The following is a 20454-nucleotide window of genomic DNA, read 5'->3' as shown; positions in this document are numbered from 1 at the left end:
CCGGGGTCCCGCACCTCCGGGCGCCTCCGGGAGGCCCGGCTCCGGGAGAGCGGGGTGCGGCGGGGCGCCGTCCCCGCGGAACGGTGCCGGCCGCGCCCGTCCATCCCGGTGGGGCCGGGCGGGTGTGCCGCTCCCGTCCGCTCGCCCGCGGCGGTTCCCGCTCAAGGGCAGGCCCCGGACAGCAGGAACTCCCGGCGGCGCGGTCCTGTGCGCGCGTCGCCGGGAGCGGTCCTGCGGGTCTGCTCCTTACGGCTGTTCGCCGTCGTGGAGCGCGGTCACCTCCTGGGCGGTGAGCGCCTTGTCGTAGACCTTCACCTGGTCCACCGAGCCGTTCCAGAAGTCGGTGTTGCCACCCGACCACTTGGCTCGGCCGACGGCGAGCGCACCGGAGCTGACGTCGGCGGTGCCGGCGGCGGCCGTGGAGGCGAGCTTGCCGTCGACGTACAGCTTGATCTCGTCACCGCTGCGGACGCCGACCAGGTGGTACCAGTGGCCGAGCTCGGGCTCGATCTCCATCCGGGCGCGGTGGGCGCCCGGGGTGGAGAAGGCGAACGCGCCCTGGCCGTACTGCAGGTAGAACGGGTTCTCCTGGCGCCGGCCGTCCTGGCTGACGACGGTGGCGTAGTTGCCCGGCAGCGCGTCCAGCGACGCCCAGGCCGCGACGGTGTAGTCGCCGGTGGTGTCGACGACCGGGCCGGACGTCTCCGCGTACTGGCCGTCGCCGTCGAACTTCAGCGCCGAGCCCTTCACGCCGGGCGCCCAGGACGTGCCCTCGGAGAGGGTGAGGTCCTTGTGGTTCGGGCCGCTGTCGGCGGCCTTGGCGCCCTTGTTCTCGTCGAGGGACCAGGCCCCGCCGCCCTTGACCGTGTCCCGCTCGCCCGCGGCGGCACCGGCGGCGATGACCTCCTGGTTGATCTTCCGCACCTTGGCGGGGTCGACCTTGATCTCCCGGCGGTCGTACGTCCAGAGGCCGTTGAGCTCGTTCTCCAGGTCGGTCACCTGGGTGTAGATGGAGCCGGAGAGTTCGGCGCGGGCCGCGTCCAGGTAGTACGTGCGGGTGTTCTCGACGTACTTCGCGGTCAGGGCGTCCTTGTCCGCGACACCGCTGTAGATCGCGGTGGGGGCACCCGGCCACATCCTGCCGGGGATCCGCAGGGTGAAGCCGCCGTGCTCCCCGTCCATCGCGGCGCGCGTCTCGTCCGGGAAGGCCGGGTCGGTGTTGTTGTAGTCGTGGTGGTCGATGATGTCGCCCTTGCCCGAGTCACCCTTCGAGTTGCAGCAGTTGACACCGCTGTGGGCACTGACGACGCGCGAGGGGTCGGCGGCCTGGACCTTCTCGGTGATCCGTCCGGTCTCGGTGCGGTCCCACTCGCCCCAGCCCTCGTTGAAGACGATCCAGGCGCCGATCGACGGGTAGTTGTGCATCTGCTCCATCATCTCGGCCCCCTGGTCGAGGAAGGCCTTCTGGCCCTTCTCGCCGGTGAGGTTGCCGGAGACGAAGTCCTGCCACACGAGGAGGCCCAGCTGGTCGGCGTGGTAGTACCAGCGGGCCGGCTCGACCTTGATGTGCTTGCGGACGGAGTTGAAGCCGAGCTGCTTCTGCGCCTTCAGGTCGAAGACCAGGGCGTCGTCGCTCGGCGCCGTGTTCAGGCCGTCGGGGTAGAAGCCCTGGTCGAGCTGGGCGAGGGAGAAGAACGGCTTCCCGTTGAGCACGAGCTTCTGGTAGCCGCCGACCTTCGCGACGGCGAAGGAGCGCATGCCGAAGTAGCTGTCGACGGTGTCCTTGGAACGGCCGTCCTTGAGCGTGACCTCCAGGTCGTAGAGGTACGGGTCGTCCGGCGTCCAGAGGTGCTGCTTGGCGACCGGCAGGCTCAGCTCGGCGTTGGCCGGACCGGTGACGGTGCCGACGGCCTTGCCCTTCCTGTCCCGTGCGACGGCGGTGACCCGGGCGGACTTCGAGGCGTTCTCGGAGTTCACCGTCAGGGCCAGCCGGCCCTTGTCGATGTCCGGGGTGGTCTTCAGGGAGTCGACGGCGGCGGGCGCGACCGGCTCCATCCAGACGGTCTGCCAGATGCCGGAGGACGCGGTGTAGAAGATGCCGCTCGGGTTCGCGGACTGCTTGCCCGTCGGCTGGTCGGCGCCGGTGGTGTCGGTGACCGCGACGACGATCTCCTGCGGGCCGCTGCCCTTGACCGCGTCGGTGATGTCGGCGCTGAAGGCGGTGTAGCCGCCGGTGTGCTCGGCGACCTGCTTGCCGTTGACCCAGACCCGCGCCTGGTAGTCGACGGCGCCGAAGTTCAGCTTCAGGCGGTCGTCGCCGCTCCGCTTGCCGACCGACCAGCTCTTGGGCACGGTGACCAGCTTGCGGTAGAACATGTGGTCCTCGTGGCGCTCCAGACCGGAGAGCTGGGACTCGACGGGGTACGGCACGGTGATGCGCTCGTCGAGCCGCTTGCCGAAGACCGGCTTCTCACCCGCCTCGGCACCCGCGAACTCCCAGGGGCCGTTGAGGTTCTTCCAGTCGTCGCGGACCTGCTGCGGCCGGGGGTACTCGGGCAGCGGGTTCTTGCGGTCGACCTTGTCGCCCCAGGGGGTGGTCAGCCGGTGCGTGGAGAGGTTCTTCGCCCTGCGGCTGATCTCCGGGACCGTCTCGTCGCCGTTCTTCAGGCCGCCCCGGCCGTCGTACGCGATCCGGACCTGCTGGCCCTTCTGCACGGCCGCGCCCAGCGTGACGACGAGCGCCCTGCGGTCGTCCGAGGCCCTGGCGACCGACTTCACCGGCATCGGCGTGGTGTCCGCCTCGACGACGAGGTGGTCCTTCACGTCCTTGATGCCGCTGAGCTCGTGCTCGAAGGTCGCCTGCACCTTGAGGCCGTTCTCGGCGACGCTCAGCGCCACCGGGTAGACCTCGAAGTCGGCGGGCGGGGTGAAGGCGGACTCGGGCACGATCTGCTTGGCGAGCTTCGCGCTCGACCAGCGCAGGAACATGTTCGCGCCGCCGGTGTCCTGGAACATCTCCAGCCGGAAGGTGTGCTGCTCCCCGGCCTTCAGGGAGACCGGAGCGCTGTTCTGCTCCTTGTCCCAGTCCGGCTCCCAGTGGTCGATGACCGCCTTGTCGTCGATGAAGAGCCGGAAGCCGTTGTCACCGATCGCGGAGAAGGTGTAGTCACCGGTCTCCGGGGCCTCGATCTGCCCGGTCCAGCGGGCGGTCGTGTGCTCCGTCCTGCCGGTGGCCGCCTCGAACGCCCCCGTGAGTCCCGGGAAGTTGATGTCCGGGTCCAGCGAGGTCGCGCCCAGTTCGGCGAAGTCACGGGCGCCCGGCGCCGACATGGCGAAGTACTCGCCCTTGAGGCCGTGCACCTCGGTGGACGGATCGTCCTTCACGAACGCCGTTGCGGCGGGGGCCGCTTCGGCGGCCACGGCGGCGGGGGCGGCGGCCGCGGCGGCCGGGACCAGGGTGGCCCCGACGGGCAGCAGCAGTGCCGCCGTACAGGCGAGCGTTCTGAGAAGCGTGCGGGGGCGGGCTGGTTGTCGTATCAAGGCGTCGTCCTCGTCGAAGAAGCCGAAGTGCTCCGAACCGCGAAGCACTGCACATAGTCGAACATTGAGCCACAGCCTCAAACACCTGACAACGGTCGTGCACGCAGATTTTTCAACGATAGAAAAACGAGACCCCTCCGGCACCCCGCTCCGGACGCACGGGGCCCGGTGGCCGGCGTCGCACCGGCCACCGGGTCGTACCCCGGGGGACGCGGACCCCCTAACGCGGAAGACCCGCAGGTCCGGTCGCCCAGGAGGTGTTCGGCACGGCAGCGAGCCGGTAGGTCAGCGACCCTCCGCGGGTGACCAGTCCGGCGTCCACCCACGACCGGTCGTGGACCCGGCCGTCCGCCCTCACCGCGTCGATGTACGGATGTGTCGCATCGGCCCCCGGTGCGCTGATCCGGATGTCACGGCCCCGGGGGCGCTCCAGCACGGCGGTCGGGAAGAGCGGCGCTCCGAGCAGCAGGGCGGCGCTGCCCGGGGTCTGCGGGTAGAGGCCGAGGGCCGAGAAGACGTACCAGGCCGACATCGTGCCGAGGTCGTCGTTGCCGGGGAGGCCGCGCGGTCCGGTCCCGTAGACCGTGTCGACGATCTGACGCACGGTCTCCTGGGTCTTCCAGGGCCGGCCGAGCGCGTTGTAGAGCCAGGGGGCGTGGATGCCCGGCTCGTTGGTGGGGTCGTACCGCAGCGCGTCCCCGCCCTTGACCGACCAGGAGCCGTCCGGCGTGTGGAAGAAGGCGTCCAGCCGTTCCGCCGCCGCCTCGCGGCCGCCCATGGCCTCGGCCAGCCCCTGCACGTCCTGCGGGACCATCCAGGTGTAGGTGGCGCTGGTGCCCTGCGCGAAGCCGCGGTCGCTGCCGGGGCTGAAGGGGGTCACCCAGGAGCCGTCGAGGTCGCGCGCCTGGACGTACCCGGTGGTCCCGGCCCCGTCGCCGGCCTCCGGGTTGAAGACGTTGCGCCACCAGCGGCCGCGGGCGTCGAAGGCGTCCGCCTCCTCGTCGCGCCCGAGCAGCCGGGCCCAGCGGCCGAGCGCCGCGTCGGCGACCGCGTCCTCCAGGGTCTCGGCGGCACCGCCCCAGCAGTGGCAGACGTCCTGGGCCGCGTAGTGGGAGCTCAGGTACTGGGCGAGGTTGGGCCGCTGGCCGGTGCACTGGCCCGGGCACCCCGCGTCGGAGAGGCCGTCCGGGTGGGGCACCGTGGCCTGGCGTGCCAGCGACTCGAAGGCGCCCTCGGCGTCGAAGTTGCGCACTCCCATCGCGTAGAACGTGGCGAGGGTGGCGGCGGTGGGGTCGCCCGTCATCACGTGCGTGGCGCCGTTGACGTGCACCCAGCGGTCCCAGACGCCGCCGTTCTGCCGGGCGAAGTTGTACAGCGACTGGGCGAAGTCCCCGGCGACCTCCGGCCTGAGGAGGGCGAGCAGCTGGATCTGGGCGCGGTACTGGTCCCATCCGGAGAAGTTGCTGTACTGCGCCCTCTGACCGCCCGTCACGCGGTGCGGCCGCCCGTCCATGCCGGGGTAGCGGCCGTCGGTGTCGCTGATCAGGTTCGGCTGCATGAGGGAGTGGTACAGCGCGGTGTAGAAGGAGGTGCGCTGCGCCTCACCGCCGCCGCCGACGCGGACGGAGGAGAGCTCGCGGTCCCAGGCGGCGGAGCCGGCCCGGGCCACGTCGTCGACGCCCGCCCCCGGCGCGATCTCCTCGCGGAGGTTGGCCTCGGCTCCGGCCAGGCTCACGTACGAGATCCCGATGCGCATCCGGACGTCGTGGTCCTCGGCGGTGTCGAAGCCGACCCATCCTCCGGACCCCCGGCCGGCCCGGTCCGCCCCGGTGGCGTAGCCCTCGCCGCCGCTGCCGCTGGTGGAGCCTGGTGTGAGGGTGCCGTCGCGCCAGGTGCCCGTGGTGGCGAAGTCGCGGTCGAAGGAGGCGCTGAAGTAGAGCCGGTAGTAGCTCTTGCGGTTGTTGGTGCCGCCGTTGGCGCGCCGGCCGCAGAACGCGCCGGTCAGCACCGAACCGGTCACCTTGCGGTGCGCGGTGTCGATGTCGATCTCGGCGTCCTCGCTCCCGTTGAGGGAGTTGGACACCCGGAAGAGCAGGCTGGCGGGCCGGCCGGCCGGGAAGCCGAAGTCGGCCACCCCTGCGCGCTCGCTCACGGCCAGGTCGGCGCTGGCGCCCGAGTCCAGGCCGACGGTGTAGCGGCCGGGTACGGCGCGCTCGTTCTCGTGCGAGAAGCCGGACGCGTAGACCGCGTCCTCGGTGTCGGCGGACGGCGAGGAGGTGACGTCGCCGACGAACGGCATGACGGGCACGTCACCCGCGGCACCGGGGTTGCACCCGGCCCCGTTGACGTGGGTGAGGCTGAGTCCGCGCATCCGGGTCACGCCGTACTCGTAGCCGTTGGCCGCCCCGGTGCTCGTCTGGTCGCCCGTGGTGCTGGTGGGCGACCAGGCGATCATCCCGTACGGGCGGATCGCCCCGGGGAAGGTGTTGCCGCCGTTGGCCGTACCGATCATCGGGTCCACGTGGGCGGTGGGACGGGTGACGAGCGCCTCGGCCTGGGCGGCCGGCGGCAGGGCGGCGCCCGCGAGGGTGCCGGTGAGGACGATCGCTGCGGCCTGCGCGGCGAGGCGCCGGACCGCGGACGGTCGGGAGGACATGGTCTCGGATACCTCCGGCAGAGGGGGACAACGTTGTCAGCCCGTGGATCACGGCGCGGACGGCGTCGATCGGTGCGGCCGAGCGTAGGTCGCCCCGGCCGCCGGGGGAATGCCCGGGACCGATCCGGCCGGTGAACGGGCCGTGAACGGACTCCCGGGGCCGGCTCACGGCGCGCCACGGGCCGGCTCACGGCGCGTCACGGCCGGCCGATCCGCACGGGACCGCTGCCGAGCCCGGCCGGGACGTCGCCGGTCGGCGGTTCTCCCCGGACACTCCCCAGGGGTCCCCGGATGCGGGAACGGCGGCTGCGGACGTTCTTCCCGCAGCCGCCGTTCCCGAGGAGTGAGGACCCGCGGTTCCGCGGCTACGGCGTCGTGATGACCGGGCGGGGCGCGGTCGCCATCCCGCTGCCGATGGCGAAGCTGGGGTGCGGCGGCTGGTTGTACGCGGTGTTCTGCCAGGCCAGCGCGGTGCGGTACATGGTGTCGTGGAGCAGCGTGGTGATCTTCGTGCCGGTCTCGATCGGTGTCGAGTAGATCCGCAGCGCCTTGTTGTCGGTGGTCGGCCAGACGACCTCCTCGCGCCAGTCGCCGAGGAGGTCGCCGGAGAGCGAGGGCGTGGCCTTGGTCCCGTTGTTGGAGTGCACCGAGGCCCCGGTCAGCAGCCGGGTGTCCGCGGAGGTGCCGTACGCGTCGATGTGGGTGCCGTCGAGGAGCTCGCGGGTGGTGTCGCCGTCCCACCAGGACAGGAAGTTGGAGCTGGAGGGTTTGCGGGCGGCGACCACGTCGCCCTTCGGGCCGCGCAGTCCGGACACCGCCGAGGACCAGGACTCGGCCCCGGGGCTGCCGGCCCAGATGTCACCGGAGACACCGCGCCCGTTGTCGCCGTTCGCCGGTGTGGACCAGAGGATCTGTCCGGTCCTGGCGTCCGCCGTCCAGGAGGACGGCTTCGAGCCGTCCTCGTCGACCTTGAACACCTCCAGCCCGGCCCTGGAGGGGTCGAGGTCGCCCACGTGCAGGGCGTCGCCGTGGCCGTTCCGGGTGGTCCACAGCCCGGTGCCGTTGTCGTCGACGGCCATCGCGCCGTAGACGATCTCGTCCTTGCCGTCCCCGTCGACGTCGGCCACGGACAGCTGGTGGTTGCCCTGGCCGTCGTAGCCCTTGCCGGAGTTCGTCGAGCTGTTCGTGTCGAAGGTCCAGCGCCGGGTGAAGGCACCGCCCCGCCAGTCCCAGGCGGCGACGACGCTGCGCGTGTAGTAGCCGCGCGCCATGATCAGGGACGGCCGGGAGCCGTCCAGGTAGGCGGTGCCGGCGAGGAAGCGGTCGACCCGGTTGCCGTAGGAGTCGCCCCACGAGGACACGGTGCCACGCGCGGGGACGTAGTCGACGGTGCCCAGCGCCGCACCGGTCCTGCCGTCGAACATCGTCAGGAACTCGGGTCCCGACAGGACGTATCCGGAGGAGTTGCGGTGGTCGGCGGAGGAACTGCCGATCACCTTCCCGGTGCCGTCGGTACTGCCGTCGGCGGTCTTCATGGCCACCTCGGCCCGGCCGTCGCCGTCGTAGTCGTACACCTGGAACTGGGTGTAGTGGGCGCCGGAGCGGATGTTGCGCCCGAGGTCGACGCGCCAGAGCCGGGTGCCGTCGAGCCTGATCCCGTCGACGACGGTGTTGCCGGTGTAGCCGGACTGGGAGTTGTCCTTGGCGTTGGTGGGCTGCCACTTGAGCACGAAGTCGAGGGCGCCGTCGCCGTCGAGGTCGCCGACGGACGCGTCGTTGGCCTCGTAGGTGTAGGCCACCCCGTCGGGGGTCGTTCCGCCCGCCGGAGGGCTGAGCGGGACGTCCTTGTACCCGGCGCGGAACTGCACCGCGTGCACGGAGTCGCCCTGCTCCGCTCCGCCGACCACCGCGCGGACCGTGTAGTCGGCGGTGGCGGGCGCACCGGGGTGGAAGTAGTTCGTCGAGGCCGTGACCGGCGCGGTGTTGACCTTGGTGCCGGCCCGGTAGACGTTGAAGGACACGCCGTCGGGGTCCGTGCCCAGCCAGCGCCAGCTCACGAGGTTGCCGCTGTCGGTGTGGACGCTCACGACACCGCGGTCGAGCGCCTCGGCCTGCCGCGCCGTCGCGGCGGCCCGGGAGTCCGGGCCGAGCGCGAGGAGTCCGCCCACGGCGAGCAGCCCCGCCGCCAGCGCGCCGGCCGACGCGCGGATGCGGGCGGCACGGCGTCCGCGGCGGCGGGGGCGGGGCTCGGGGCGGGGAAGCAGAGGCTCCACGGGAGGCACCTTCCGGCGGGGGGCGGCTTACGCCCCCTCAGTTGCTCCCGGTCGCCGAAAGGTTGCCGCCGGACTCCGTCCCCTTCGCGGCCGCGCGTCCCCGGCCCGCGCCGGCCGTGTGCGCCGCGGCGTGCAGCGAGCGCAGGGCGAGCAGCAGGAAGCCGATGTCGTCGAGGTAGACGGGGTCCGGCAGGAGGTCGACGGGGGACACCGTGTAGATCACGGCCGCCCACACGAGGGCCTTGTTCTGCAGCGGGATGCCCGCGTCGACGAGGAGTTTCCTGGCCCGGATCACCCGGACCAGCAGCACGGCCGCGGCCCCCGCCATGAGCAGGGCCGCGAGCGCGCCGAGCACGAGCCAGACCGAGATGTCCACGGCTCACCGTCTCTCTGCGGGGCGGGCGGCGCCGGACGGCGTCATCCGTGGATCCTGGCCTGCTGCCGGGCGCGGCGGCGCTTCAGGGCGCGGCGCTCGTTCTCGTCCAGGCCTCCCCACACACCGGCGTCCTGTCCGTTCTCCAGGGCCCACTCCAGGCACTGTTCCCGCACCGTACAGGCCCCGCAGACGGCCTTGGCCTCCTCGGCCTGCACGAGGGCGGGGCCGGTGCTGCCGATGGGGAAGAACAGGTCGGGGTCCTCCTCGCGGCACGCCGCGTGCGTGCGCCAGTTGTCCATGACTGCTACTCCTTCGCACTGGGAACGGTCCGTCGGTCCTCGCCCGGTCGCCCCTGGGGGAGGCCGGGCTGCCCACTGTGCCGCGTCACCGCCATCCGGCGTTCGAAACCACCGGGGGCCGGGTCTTCGGAGGTTTTCAGTTCTCCGTCAGCTCTCCGGCAGCGGCGAACCGGGGCCCGGGGCGGCCGCGCACGCGGCGTCGAGCCTCATGCGGTAGTCCGCGACGGCGACGGGCTCGGCGATGACGTCCACCCGGGCGCCGGGGGTCTCCAGGACCGCGCGGTCGCCGATCTCCGGTTCCGGGACACGCAGCAGGTGCAGGGGCGGGACCCCGGTCAGGGGGTGCGGCGGGAAGTCGAGGGGCACCACCTGGACGGTGAGGTGCGGGCGGTGGGCGGCCTCCTCCAGCGCCTTCCGCTGCCCGGCCATCACCGCGGGGCCCCCGACCGTCGTGTGCAGGGCGGCGGCCGGCAGCAGCGCCCAGAGGGCCGCGCCGCGCTCCCCCAGCCGCCGCTGCCGCTCCGCGAGCAGCTCGATGTGCCGGTCGAGCGCCGGCACGGGAGCGGCCGCCAGGGTCCGGCGCAGGGCCGCCTCGTAGGCGGGGGTGCGCAGCATCTCGGGGACCAGTGCGGGGTGCCAGGTCCGCACGAGCGCGGCGGACGACTCGATGCCGATGACCTCCTGCTGCCAGGGCTCCATCGCGTCCCGCCACCGGTGCCACCAGCCGGGCAGGTTCGCGGCGGCGAGACCCGTCATGATCGGCTCGGCCTCCGCGGCGGGCACCGCGTAGCACTCCAGCAGGACGCGGACCTGGTGGGCGTCGAGCCCCGTCTCGGCGCGCTCGATGCGCCGGACGGTCGCGGGATGGGCGTCCAGTGCGGCGGCGGCCGCCTGGAGACTGACGCCCGCGCGTTCCCGCAGGGTCCGCAGGCGCGCCGCCAGGACGCGGTGCTCGACGGTGGGACCGGAGCGTGGCCTCATCCGTGCCCCTTCGGGTGCTCGGGTGCGTGCGATTTCCGGAGCTGTGCGCTCCGGTCATGGAGCATCCTGACATTCTGCCGCTTGCAAAGTATGCATTTTGCACGGACAGTACCTACATGTCGGAAATAGTGATGTGCACCCGTCCGGCCTCGTCGGGCCCGGGCGGACGCAGCGCACAGAGCTGGTGGATCCCCCGTCTTCCCCGGGGCGTCCCCGTCGCGCGGCACCGGGTGCAGGAAGCGATGCGGAGCTGGGGAGAGCCCGACGAGCGGGTCGAGACCGCGGCCCTGGTCGTGACCGAGCTGGTCGCGAACGCGGTGGAGCACACCGCGGGCCGCCGGATCAGGTGCCGCCTCCTGAGGACCTCGGGCGGGGTGCGGATCTGCGTGTGGAACCGCGGCAGGCGGCACGTGCCCGACCTGCCCGGGCCGCGGAGCCCCGAACGGTGCGGCGCGGCCGGCGGTGCGGCGGACGGGCCGGACGGCGGCCGGGATGTCGGCACGGCGGCCGTCGCCGACGCGGAGGAGGCCGGTGACGGCTTCCCGCTCGCGTCGGTGGCCGAGGACGGGCGGGGCCTGATGCTCGTGGACGCGCTGGCCCGGCGGTGGGGCACCCGCAGCAGCGTCTCCGGACGCCTCGTCTGGGCCGACGTCTGACCGCACCGGGACCGCTCAGGCAGGGGCCGTCCGGCACTCCGGGTGACCCCAGCCGTTCGGGTTCTTGGCGATCATGTCCTTGGCGGCGTACGGCTTCCCGCAGTGGCACCGGCCCGCGAACTTGGCGCGGATCGTGCCGCTCCCGGACCTCTTCGCGGCCGTGGAGCCACCCGTCGAACCGCTTCCGGCCGCACCCCTGCCCGGCGAGCGCCCCTTGGTCGAACGGGCCGGCGCGGGCACCGGCAGGTCCACGGCGCCGTACGCGGTCCCGGCGGCCTGCTGGGAGACGGCCACCTCGCTGGCCGCCTGGTCGGCGAGGGCGTTGAGCGGGTCGCCGTCCACCTGGTGCGCCGGGACGTAGCGGAAGGTGACGGGGCGGCCGCTCAGCAGCTCGTCGATGCCGACCACCAGCTCACGGTTGGCGACCGGCTTGCCGCCCGAGGTCTTCCAGCCGTTCCGCTTCCACCCCGGCAGCCACTTGGTCACCGCGTTCATGGCGTACTGCGAGTCCATGCGCACCTCGACGGGCACGGCCGGGTCGGTCGACCTCAGCAGTTCCCGCAGGGCCGTGAGCTCCGCGACGTTGTTGGTGGCGGTGCCCAGCGGGCCCGCTTCCCACCGCTGGGGGTTCCCCTGCCCGTCGGCCACGACCCAGGCCCAGGCCGCGGGTCCCGGATTGCCCTTGCATGCCCCGTCACACGCGGCGATGATGCGCTCGTCCATGCCCTTGATCATGCCAGCCCGCGGGGCCGGGCCACGATCGAGCCGGTGCACACCGCCCCTCCGGCGGCCGGGAGGCCTTACGGCAGGCACGGCACGGGGCTCCCCGCCGGCGGGAACCGGCCGGGAGCCCCGTCGGGTGCGTCAGAGGACGCCGGAGCCGGAGACGGCGATCTGCGCCTTGGTCTTGCCGGTCGGGGAGCCGTAGGTCTCGATCTTGCGGACCAGCGCCATGCTGTCCTCGTCGGCGACCTCGCCGAACACGACGTGCTTGCCGTCCAGCCACGGGGTGAGGACGGTGGTGATGAAGAACTGCGATCCGTTGGTGTTCGGACCGGCGTTGGCCATCGAGAGCAGACCCGGCTTGTCGTGCTTCAGGGTGAAGTTCTCGTCGGCGAACTTCTCGCCGTAGATGCTCTTGCCGCCGGTGCCGTTGCCCCGGGTGAAGTCACCGCCCTGGAGCATGAACTCGGGGATGACACGGTGGAACGGCGAGCCGGCGTAGCCGTAGCCGTGCTCACCGGTGGCCAGCGCACGGAAGTTCTCCGCGGTCTTGGGGGCGACGTCGTCGAAAAGGTTGAACACGATCCGGCCCGCGGGCTGGTCGTCGATGGTGATGTCGAAATACGCCTTGATGGTCATGGGTCCATCCTGACATCACCCGCCGCCCTCCGGTGCACAGCCCCCGCCCCCGGAGGGCCGCGGCCCGCACGGACACGGCGCACCGCGGGACGAGCCCGTGGTGCGCCGTGCGGGTCAGGGAGAACGCCGCGTCCCCACGCCGGTCCTCCGTCGTCGCGGGTCAGCGGTTGCCGCGGTGCCCCCCGCCACGCGGCCCGCCGTCACGCTGGCCGCCGTCGCGGTGGTGCCGGCCCCAGGACTTGGAGTCGACCGTGCGCCCGCGGCTGTCGCGGAGCGTGGCGGTGTCCCGGCTGTCCCACACGTAGTGGCGACGGTCCTGGTACACGTCGTGCCGGGTGTCGCGGCCGACCCCGGTGTGCACACGGACGGAGGAGCGGCCGGCGAGCCGCAGGTCGAAGGTGTACGTACGGCGGCTCTCGTCGCTGAGCGTCCAGCCGCGGAGGTTGACGGCGTGCCGGCCGGTGTTGGTGACGGTGACCCACTCGGCGTTGAGGCTGCGGTTCGAGCCGTTGTCGCGGCCGGGGCTGTCGTACTGGATCTTGCCCAGGACGACGGCCGAGCGCGGCGACGGCCGGTGGTGGCCGTGGTCCCGGCCATCGGCGCTCGCCGGCAGGGCCGCGGCGGCGAGCAGGGCGCCTGAGGCGAGGACGGCGGCGGTGATCCGTCGTGCGGAACGGGACATGGAAACCCCTCATCGTGCGGGCCCGGGACGGGGTCCCGGGCGTTTTCCGACCCCGGCGTCGTGCCGGGAACGCAAACTTTGTCCCGACTTCCGGGCCGGCCGGAAGGCGTCCCGGGCCGTGTGACGAAGTACGGACATTCCCGTCACACACGACTGCATCCGGCACCGATCAGCACGGTCGTAGACCTGTCAACCGTTGATCGCTGCACCGACCCTTTCGGGGCCACGTTCACGGATTCCCCACACCCCGTTCACTCCGCCCCCACTCCCCCGGGCGCCCCCGCCCGGGCCGCCCGGGTCCGTGTAACAGGGGCGGCGGCCGCCCTCCGGACGGACGTTCCCTCACCGGCGGGAGAGGAGTTCGCGCGTTCGAGCCGTGAGCACCCACCGCGAAGGGGCGAGACGGGCCCGCTGGCCCCCGCTGGTGACCAGCGCGCTCACGGGCGACATCGGGTCCAGCGCCGTCGTCCTGGCCAGCAGGACACCGACGGCCAGCGGGAGGAGGCTCACGGCCAGTGCGGTACCGACACCGGTCAGGGTCTGGATGCGGGGGCGCGTGGGCGCGTCGGGGAGCATGGCTCCCATTCCACCGGCGGGGGCCGGTGCCGGAATCGGGTCACGTACTCAGAGGCTCCGCTCCGCGGTACTCATTCCGGCGCGCGGCCCCGGCCGCGGCTCATCCCTCGGAGGGCGGGCCCCAGTGGGAGAACCGGGGCAGCCACTTCACCCGGTAGTCGGGGTGCCCGGCGTGCTCGGCCGCCATCTGGCGCACCTCGAATCCCAGCCCGACGGCGCGCCCCGAGGTGAAGTCCTGGGCCGGGCGGTCGGTGTCCAGGGCCGCGATCTCCTCGTACTCGTCCAGGAGGACCCTGGTGGTCTCGATGCGGCGCAGGGTGCGCGCCGGGTCCTGGAGGGCGATGTGCCGGTCGTAGCCCCGCCCGCGTACGACGAAGGCGATGCCGCCGGCGCGGTCGTGCACCTCGCCGGGCGCATCGGCCGGTGTCCGCCAGCCGTCACCGCCCGCCTCCCGCGCGGTCTCCTCCTCCTCGGCGAGCCGTGCCCGCACGAACGCCAACAGATCCGTGTTCTCTGCCATCTGGTTCCGCATCCTTCTCCGTCACAGACCGCGGCGGCCGAGCCACTCACCGCCACGGGCCCGTTCTGCCCGACCAGCAGAGGATGCCTCACCCGCGCACCGTCCCGCAGTCCGCACCTGGCGCGGCCCGCGGGACGACGTCCCGGACGGTCAGCGGCTGCGGGGATCCGCGGGCCGCACGGCCGGGACGCGCACCCGTGTGCGGTGCGCGTCCCGGTCCCTGCCGGATCCGTCAGGCGCCGGCGGGCACGGACGGTTCCGTGCCGGCCCGGGCGCAGACCGAGGCGGCGGTCTCGGAGGCGGTGGACAGCATGTCGCGCACCTCCTCCGGGGACGGCGCGGCGGTGAAGGAGCCGCGGGCGCCCAGGCGGCTCAGCAGACCGGCGGCGAACGCGTCGCCCGCGCCGATCGTGTTGACCACCTCGACCGGTGTGGCCGCGACGGACACGGGCGGTGCGGTGGCCGTGTACGCCGTGCTGCCGCGCGCTCCCCGGGTGAGGACGACGAGCCGTCCGCCGGCCGCCAGCTCCCGGCAGGTCTCCTCCGGGGCGGCGCCCGGCCACAGGCGCTCCAGGTCCTCGTCGCTGGCCTTCACGACGTGCGCGAGTGCGCAGAGTTCGCGCAGCGCGGCGGCGCCGTGGTCGGGGCCGAGGGTGCGGTCCCGGCGGACGTTGGGGTCCACAACGAGCAGCGAGTGCTCGGCGGCCGCGCGGGCGGTGGCCAGGACCGCGGAGGCGGCGGGCTCCACGACGGCCGCGAGTCCGCCGACGTACACGGCCCCGAACCCGCTCACCCGGCCGGACAGGTCGGGCAGCCGGAAGGTCGCCGTGTCCTGGAGGTGGAAGTGGTAGCCCGTGCCCCCGGAGTCCGGCTCGGCGACGGCCAGCGCGGTGGGCAGCCCGGAGTGCGTGCACAGGGTGAGGTCGGCACCGGCCGCCCGCAGCCGCTCGCCGATCATCCGGGCGAAGCCGTCGCCGCCCAGTCCCCCGGCGAACGAGACGGGGGTGCCGAGCCTGGCCAGCCCGACGGCCACGTTGGCCGGGGCGCCGCCGAACTGCGCGGTCCGCACGCCGCCGTCCCCGTCCACGGGGACGAGGTCGACGAGCGCCTCGCCGACGACGAGGACGGAGCCGGGCCCTCCCGTCACGGCTCGACCACGATCTTGCGGCCGACGCCGGCCTTGAAGCGGTCGATGGCCTGCGGGTACTGCTCCAGCGGCAGCCGGTCGCTGATGAAGACCGCGGGGTCGAGGACCCCGGTCGCGAAGAGGGCCGCGGCGCGTTCGTAGCTGTGCAGGACCGCCATCGAACCGGTGATGGTGATCTCCTGGTTGTAGATCCGGTACGGCTCGATGACCGCCGTCGTCGCGTAGTCCGCGACCCCGAACTGGAGGAAGGTGCCGCCCTTGGCGACGCGTCCCAGGCCGTCCTGGATCGCGGCCGCGTTGCCGGTCGCGTCGATGACGACGTCCCAGCCGCCGGGACGGTCCAGCTCGTCGGCGCCGGCCGCGGAGCGGGAGCAGCCGAGCAGGCCGGCCGTGGCGAGGCGCTCCGGGTTGACGTCCAGGACGTCCACGCCCGCCGCACCGGTGCGCTTGGCGAGCTCCAGCATCATCAGGCCCATGGTCCCGGAGCCGTAGATCAGCACCTCGGCGCCGAGGGTGCTGCTCAGGACGTCGTAGCCGCGGACCGCGCAGGAGAGCGGCTCGATCAGCGCGGCGTCCTTGACGTCGATGTGCTCGGGGAGCCGGACGCAGTTGGCGACGGGGGCCACCGCGTACTCGGCGGCGCCGCCGGAGACGGTGACGCCGATGGCGGCCCAGCGCTCGCAGAGGTTGCCCCGTCCGCTGCGGCAGTAGCGGCACTCGTGGCAGTGCAGGGAGGGGTCGACGGCGACCCGGTCGCCGACGGCCAGTTCGGTGACCTCGCGTCCGATGCCGACGACCTCGCCGGCGAACTCGTGGCCGGGGACGAGGGGCAGGGAGGGGGCGAACTCGCCCTGCAGGATGTGCAGATCGGTGCCGCACAGTCCGCACGAGGCGACGGACACGACGACATCCCGCGGGCCGGGGGTGGGGTCGGGGACGGTGGTGACGGAGACCTTGCCGGGGGCTTCGACGATCGCTGCCCGCATTATTTCACTGCTCCAAGAGAGAGGCCCTGGACGAGTTTGTCCTGGGCGGCGTAGCCGGCGGCGAGCACCGGCAGGGACACGACGACGGACGCGGCACACAGCTGGGCCAGGAAGAGGCCCTGGCTGGTGACGAATCCGGTGAGGAAGACGGGTGCGGTCTGCGCGACGACGCCGGTGAGCACCCGGGCGAAGAGCAGTTCGTTCCAGCTGAAGATGAAGCAGATCAGGGCGGTGGCGGCGATGCCGGGCGCGGCCATCGGCGCGACGACCCGGGCCAGGACGGTCGGCAGCCGGGCGCCGTCCACCTGGGCCGCCTCGATGACCGACACCGGGATGTCCGCGAGGAAGGACTGCATCATCCAGACCGCGATCGGCAGGTTCATCGAGGTGTAGAGCAGGACGAGGAGCCAGATGTTGTCCAGCAGCCCGGCGTTCTTGGCGAACAGGTAGACGGGGAGGAGCCCGGCGACGACGGGGAGCATCTTCGTGGAGAGGAAGAAGAACATCACGTCCGTCCACTTCCGGACGCGCCGGATGGACAGGGCGTACGCGGCGGGGAGTGCCAGCAGGAGCACCAGGACCGTGGAGAAGAAGGAGGCGCCCAGGGAGTTCAGCAGCGGCGGCCAGGGCGTGACCCCGGTGTCCGCGCCGAAGAAGTTCCGGTAGCCGTCGAGGGTGAGGGGCGCGAAGAGCGACGGCGGGTTGGTCGCGGCGTCGGACTCGGCGTGCAGCGAGGTCAGCAGCATCCACAGGGCGGGGAGGCAGAAGGCGAGTCCTGCCGCCCAGGCCAGCAGGCCGAGCGCGGCGGAGCGCCGCCTGGCCTTGCTCTGGGCGCGTCGCGCGGACGGGGTGGGCGCGGGGACGGTGGCGGTGGTCATGCGCGGTTCGCCTCCTCACTGAAGAGGGACGAGACGGTCCGGAGCGCGAAGGTGGCGATGATGATCGTGCCGATCACCACGACGACTCCGGCGGCGGACGCCAGTCCGTATTCGTGGGCCTGGTAGAAGGTCTGGTAGATCGTGTACGGGAGGTTGGCCGTGCCGAGTCCGCCCGCGGTGATCGTGAACACCGCGTCGAAGTTCTGCACGATGTAGACGGCACCGAGCAGGACGCCGAGTTCGAGGTACCGGCGCAGGTGCGGCAGCGTCAGGTAGCGGAAGGTCTGCCAGGCGCTCGCCCCGTCGAGGCGTGCGGCCTCGACGACCTCGGCGGGCCGGCTCTGGAGCCCGGCGAGCAGGATCAGCATCATGAACGGCGTCCACTGCCAGACCAGCGCCGTGATGACGGCGAGGAGCGGCATGTCGGCGATCCAGTCGGGCTGGCTCGGGGACGTGTCGCCGAAGAGCTCACCGATCCAGCTCAGCGCGCCGTTGAGGAGCCCGTACTCCGGGTTGTACAGCGCGTGCTTCCAGAGCAGCGCGGCGGAGACGGGCACGATCAGGAACGGCGTGATGAGCAGGGTGCGGACCATGCCGCGGCCGAAGAACGTCCGGTCCAGGAGCAGCGCGAGGGCCAGTCCGACGACCACGGTGGTGATGACGACGCCGGTGGTCAGCAGGACGGTGGTGAGGACCGAGTCGCGGAGGGCGGCGTCGGTGAAGACGGAGGCGTAGTTGTCCAGCCCGTTGAAGGCCCGCTTGTCGGGATTGAGGCTGTTCCAGTCGAAGAGCGAGATCACCAGGGTGGCCACGAAGGGCAGCTGGGTGACGGCGATCAGGAAGATCAGGGCGGGCAGGAGCGGGGCCCTGGTCGCCCAGGCCCGCGGACCGGACTTCTTGGCGGGGGCGGGTCCGGCCGGCCGGGGTGGTGACTGCGGCGTGGTGCCGACTGCTGTGGTCATCGGTACTCCTTGGCGACCTGCTCGGCCAGCTCCTGGGAGGTGGCCAGCGCCTTGTCGACGGACTGGCGGCCGGCTATGGCCGCGCTGATCTCCTGGGCGACCCGGGTACCGAGATCGGTGAACTCGGGGATGCCGACGAACTGGATGCCGGGTACGGGGCGCGGCTGGGTGCCCGGGTTCTTCGGGTCGGCGCCGGAGATGGCCTGCTCGGTGACGTCGGCGAACGCCCCGGCCTCCTCCCGGTACGCGGGGTTGTCGTAGGTGGAGGCGCGTTTGCCGGCCGGGACGTTGGACCAGCCGCTGGTCTCGCCGACGAGCTGCTCGTACTCCTTGCTGGAGGCCCAGGAGACGAACTTCCAGGCGTCGTCGGACTTCTTGGACGCCTTCTGGATGCCCCAGGCCCAGGTGTACAGCCAGCCCGAGCTCTTGGTCCGCTCGACCGGCGCCGGGACGTAGCCGATCTTCCCCTTCACCGGGGACTTGGCCGCCTCCAGCGAGCCGGCGCCCGCCGTGGCGTCGTACCACATGGCGGTCTTGCCCTGGGTCATGTTGTTGAGGCACTCGGCGTACCCGGACTGGGAGGCGCCGCGCTCCCCGTGCTTGCGCACCAGGTCGACGTAGAAGCGGGTGGCTTCCTTGAACTCCGGTGAGGTGAGCTGGGGTTTCCAGTCCTCGGTGAACCAGGTGCCGCCCATGGTGTTGACGACGGTGGTGAGCGGGGCGACGAGCTCGCCCCAGCCGGGCAGGCCGCGCAGGCAGATGCCCTTCATGCCGGGCTCGGTGCCGTCCGCCTGCGCCGCGAGGTCGGCCACCTGCTTCCAGGTGGGGTGCGGGGGCATCGTCAGCCCCTTCGCCTCGAAGACGTCCTTGCGGTACATCAGGAAGGACGACTCCCCGTAGAAGGGTTCGGCGTAGAGCTTGCCCTCGGCGGTGAGCGACTCCCTCAGGGGTTCGAGGATGTCGTCCTGGTCGAACCCGGTGTCCTGCTCGGCGTACGCGTCCAGCGGGTGCAGCCAGTCGTTCTTCGCGAAGAAGGGCACCTCGAAGTTGCTGATGGTGCCGACGTCGTACTGGCCGGCCTGGTTGGAGAAGTCCTGGCTGATCTTGTCGCGGACGTCGTTCTCCGGGAGCACGGTGAAGTGCACCTTGATGCCGGTCTCCGCGGTGAAGTGCTTGGCCGTGAGCTTCTGCAGCTCGACCATCTGGGGGTTGTTCACCATCAGCACGTTCAGCGCGTCACCCCCTCCGAAGGCGGTTCCGCCCGCGCCGGCGCACCCGGCGCCGAGAAGGGCCATGGCTGCCGTGCCCGCGACCGCACGCACGCGGATCCCGCGGCGGCGTTGCTGGTGGGGCATAAATTCTCCTGATCGGTCGTAGCGGCTCGTGGATCGGTGCCCGTGGTCGTCGTTCCTCCCGGCCGCGGGCACGGCGGTGCCGTCCCCCGGGCCCGGGGCCGGGACGGGGTGGTGGCGGGGCGGGTCCGGGCGGGGATCAGACCCGGATCACGTTGGGGCCCAGCAAGGAGTAGCGCTGTGCCTCGGCGGAGGGCAGCCCGGTGTCGGTGACCACGGCCTCGAAGTCGCCGACCCCCGCGAAGCGGCAGAAGCTCACCGCGCCGAACTTCGAGTGGACCCCGGCGAAGACGCGGCGGCGGGCGCTGCGCATGGCCTGCGCCTTGACCTCGCCGACCGCCGGGTCAGGCGTGGTCAGCCCGTACTGGCGGGAGATGCCGTTCGCTCCGACGTAGGCCAGGTCGATGACGAAGTCGGCGAGCATCCGGGTGGCCCAGTGGTCGACGGTCGCCATGGTGCTGCCGCGCAGGCGTCCGCCGAGCAGGAGCACGGCGGTCTTCTCCGCGTCCGCGAGGACGGTGGCGACGGCCAGGGAGGCCGTGACCACCGTCAGCGGCCGGTCCTTGGGCAGGGCCTCGGCGATGAGCTGCGGGGTGAAGCCCTCGTCGACGAAGACCGTCTCGGCGTCGCCGAGCAGGTCGGCGGCCGCCTTGGCGATCCGGGACTTCTGCGGGACGTGGTGCGTGGTGCGCATCGCCAGGGTCGTCTCGAACCCGGCGCTCTCGACCGGGTACGCGCCCCCGTGCGTACGCCGCACGAGACCGTGCTCCTCCAGGGTGTGCAGGTCGCGCCTGATGGTCTCCTTGGCCACCTCGAAGTGCTCGGCCAGCCGGTTCACGTCGACCGACCCGTCCTGTCGGGCCGTCTCGAGAATTCCCCGCCGGCGTTCCTCGGTGCCCACGACACATCCCTGCACTAGTACGGATCCGGTGCGGGTCCGGCGTCCGTTCGGGCCCACGCCTCGTTTGTACAAGCAGGGACGGCAGTACGACCAGCACCTTCGCGCCACGGGCTGTGCCCGTTCATGCCCGTTCGCTCACAGGATTTCGTAGCGGTGGCCTGGGAGTCGGTGAGTTCGGGCACGCCGCAGGCGCCTGTTTGACCGGCAGGGGCGCCCGTTCGGCGCCCGTTCGTGGTCGCCGAGGGCCGGCGCAGATAGCACGACCGCGTGCGGCGCGCAGGAGGAACGTCTCGAAAATGCCTGATTC

The 20454-nt window shown here is 72.3% G+C and carries 18 protein-coding genes; 1 reads left to right on the top strand and 17 read right to left on the bottom strand.

The features are described from left to right. Positions 1-246: 246 nt before the first annotated feature. The 6 genes from ABZ172_RS24890 to ABZ172_RS24865 form a co-directional block, all read right to left on the bottom strand. The gene (locus tag ABZ172_RS24890; protein ID WP_356886587.1) at positions 247-3588 is read right to left on the bottom strand and encodes a LamG-like jellyroll fold domain-containing protein; all 3342 of its coding nucleotides are present in this window, start codon (positions 3586-3588) and stop codon (positions 247-249) included. Positions 3589-3760: 172 nt separating this feature from the next. Further along, positions 3761-6196, bottom strand: a complete 2436-nt coding sequence (locus ABZ172_RS24885) for a GH92 family glycosyl hydrolase (protein WP_356886585.1) — start codon at positions 6194-6196, stop codon at positions 3761-3763. A 365-nt stretch (positions 6197-6561) separates the two neighbouring features. Then, positions 6562-8469 (bottom strand): rhamnogalacturonan lyase, encoded by a 1908-nt coding sequence (locus ABZ172_RS24880; protein ID WP_356886583.1) that lies wholly within the window; start codon positions 8467-8469, stop codon positions 6562-6564. Positions 8470-8506: 37 nt separating this feature from the next. Continuing rightward, positions 8507-8845 (bottom strand): YkvA family protein, encoded by a 339-nt coding sequence (locus ABZ172_RS24875; protein WP_356886581.1) that lies wholly within the window; start codon positions 8843-8845, stop codon positions 8507-8509. Between the two features lie 41 nt (positions 8846-8886). Beyond that, positions 8887-9144 (bottom strand): WhiB family transcriptional regulator, encoded by a 258-nt coding sequence (locus ABZ172_RS24870; protein WP_356886579.1) that lies wholly within the window; start codon positions 9142-9144, stop codon positions 8887-8889. A gap of 147 nt (positions 9145-9291) precedes the next feature. After that, positions 9292-10125 carry a Scr1 family TA system antitoxin-like transcriptional regulator gene (locus ABZ172_RS24865; RefSeq protein WP_356886577.1) on the bottom strand — a complete coding sequence of 278 codons (834 nt, stop codon included), beginning with the start codon at positions 10123-10125 and terminating at the stop codon, positions 9292-9294. 188 nt (positions 10126-10313) lie between these two features. Here ABZ172_RS24865 and ABZ172_RS24860 point away from each other — a divergent pair, with 188 nt between their 5' ends. Then, positions 10314-10781, top strand: a complete 468-nt coding sequence (locus ABZ172_RS24860) for an ATP-binding protein (protein ID WP_356886609.1) — start codon at positions 10314-10316, stop codon at positions 10779-10781. A gap of 15 nt (positions 10782-10796) precedes the next feature. On the opposite strand, the gene ABZ172_RS24855 is transcribed toward ABZ172_RS24860, so the two are convergent. The 11 genes from ABZ172_RS24855 to ABZ172_RS24805 all read right to left on the bottom strand — a co-directional run bounded on the left by ABZ172_RS24855 (position 10797) and on the right by ABZ172_RS24805 (position 20147). After that, positions 10797-11504: a ribonuclease H gene (locus ABZ172_RS24855; protein ID WP_356886575.1), complete on the bottom strand. Its 708-nt coding sequence runs from the start codon at positions 11502-11504 to the stop codon at positions 10797-10799. Between the two features lie 141 nt (positions 11505-11645). Further along, on the bottom strand, positions 11646-12143 hold the full coding sequence (locus ABZ172_RS24850; protein ID WP_356886573.1) for a peptidylprolyl isomerase: 498 nt from the start codon (positions 12141-12143) through the stop codon (positions 11646-11648). 160 nt (positions 12144-12303) lie between these two features. Then, positions 12304-12825, bottom strand: coding sequence for a lamin tail domain-containing protein (locus ABZ172_RS24845; protein ID WP_356886571.1), 522 nt, complete (start codon positions 12823-12825; stop codon positions 12304-12306). A gap of 342 nt (positions 12826-13167) precedes the next feature. Beyond that, a complete protein-coding gene (locus tag ABZ172_RS24840) occupies positions 13168-13401 on the bottom strand; it encodes a hypothetical protein (protein WP_356886569.1) in 234 nt (77 codons plus the stop codon). A 100-nt stretch (positions 13402-13501) separates the two neighbouring features. Then, positions 13502-13921 (bottom strand): DUF6221 family protein, encoded by a 420-nt coding sequence (locus ABZ172_RS24835; protein ID WP_356886567.1) that lies wholly within the window; start codon positions 13919-13921, stop codon positions 13502-13504. A gap of 232 nt (positions 13922-14153) precedes the next feature. After that, positions 14154-15068, bottom strand: coding sequence for a PfkB family carbohydrate kinase (locus tag ABZ172_RS24830; RefSeq protein ID WP_356886565.1), 915 nt, complete (start codon positions 15066-15068; stop codon positions 14154-14156). Further along, a complete protein-coding gene (locus ABZ172_RS24825; protein WP_356886563.1) occupies positions 15065-16054 on the bottom strand; it encodes a zinc-dependent alcohol dehydrogenase family protein in 990 nt (329 codons plus the stop codon). Before ABZ172_RS24825 ends, ABZ172_RS24830 begins: the two co-directional genes overlap by 4 nt. After that, complete coding sequence (locus ABZ172_RS24820; RefSeq protein WP_356886561.1) at positions 16054-16932, bottom strand: carbohydrate ABC transporter permease; 879 nt, start codon at positions 16930-16932, stop codon at positions 16054-16056. Before ABZ172_RS24820 ends, ABZ172_RS24825 begins: the two co-directional genes overlap by 1 nt. Then, positions 16929-17894 carry a sugar ABC transporter permease gene (locus ABZ172_RS24815; RefSeq protein WP_356886559.1) on the bottom strand — a complete coding sequence of 322 codons (966 nt, stop codon included), beginning with the start codon at positions 17892-17894 and terminating at the stop codon, positions 16929-16931. Before ABZ172_RS24815 ends, ABZ172_RS24820 begins: the two co-directional genes overlap by 4 nt. After that, positions 17891-19249, bottom strand: coding sequence for a sugar ABC transporter substrate-binding protein (locus ABZ172_RS24810; RefSeq protein ID WP_356886557.1), 1359 nt, complete (start codon positions 19247-19249; stop codon positions 17891-17893). The genes ABZ172_RS24815 and ABZ172_RS24810 overlap by 4 nt, the downstream gene beginning before the upstream one ends. 136 nt (positions 19250-19385) lie before the next feature. Continuing rightward, positions 19386-20147, bottom strand: a complete 762-nt coding sequence (locus tag ABZ172_RS24805; protein WP_356886555.1) for a DeoR/GlpR family DNA-binding transcription regulator — start codon at positions 20145-20147, stop codon at positions 19386-19388. Positions 20148-20454: the final 307 nt, after the last annotated feature.

Origin of the sequence: Streptomyces sp. NPDC006296 (assembly GCF_040613235.1) — a bacterium.
In the GTDB taxonomy this organism is placed as follows: Bacteria; Actinomycetota; Actinomycetes; order Streptomycetales; family Streptomycetaceae; genus Streptomyces.
This window is presented reverse-complemented; position numbering and strand designations above follow the sequence as displayed.

Excerpts from the sequence above, each read along its gene's own strand:
- ABZ172_RS24885 (WP_356886585.1), bottom strand. The coding sequence starts at position 6,196 with ATGTCCTCCCGACCGTCCGCGGTCCGGCGCCTCGCCGCGCAGGCCGCA.
- ABZ172_RS24870 (WP_356886579.1), bottom strand. The coding sequence starts at position 9,144 with ATGGACAACTGGCGCACGCACGCGGCGTGCCGCGAGGAGGACCCCGAC.
- ABZ172_RS24865 (WP_356886577.1), bottom strand. The coding sequence starts at position 10,125 with ATGAGGCCACGCTCCGGTCCCACCGTCGAGCACCGCGTCCTGGCGGCG.
- ABZ172_RS24855 (WP_356886575.1), bottom strand. The coding sequence starts at position 11,504 with ATGGACGAGCGCATCATCGCCGCGTGTGACGGGGCATGCAAGGGCAAT.
- ABZ172_RS24850 (WP_356886573.1), bottom strand. The coding sequence starts at position 12,143 with ATGACCATCAAGGCGTATTTCGACATCACCATCGACGACCAGCCCGCG.
- ABZ172_RS24845 (WP_356886571.1), bottom strand. The coding sequence starts at position 12,825 with ATGTCCCGTTCCGCACGACGGATCACCGCCGCCGTCCTCGCCTCAGGC.
- ABZ172_RS24840 (WP_356886569.1), bottom strand. The coding sequence starts at position 13,401 with ATGCTCCCCGACGCGCCCACGCGCCCCCGCATCCAGACCCTGACCGGT.
- ABZ172_RS24835 (WP_356886567.1), bottom strand. The coding sequence starts at position 13,921 with ATGGCAGAGAACACGGATCTGTTGGCGTTCGTGCGGGCACGGCTCGCC.
- ABZ172_RS24825 (WP_356886563.1), bottom strand. The coding sequence starts at position 16,054 with ATGCGGGCAGCGATCGTCGAAGCCCCCGGCAAGGTCTCCGTCACCACC.
- ABZ172_RS24820 (WP_356886561.1), bottom strand. The coding sequence starts at position 16,932 with ATGACCACCGCCACCGTCCCCGCGCCCACCCCGTCCGCGCGACGCGCC.
- ABZ172_RS24815 (WP_356886559.1), bottom strand. The coding sequence starts at position 17,894 with ATGACCACAGCAGTCGGCACCACGCCGCAGTCACCACCCCGGCCGGCC.
- ABZ172_RS24810 (WP_356886557.1), bottom strand. The coding sequence starts at position 19,249 with ATGCCCCACCAGCAACGCCGCCGCGGGATCCGCGTGCGTGCGGTCGCG.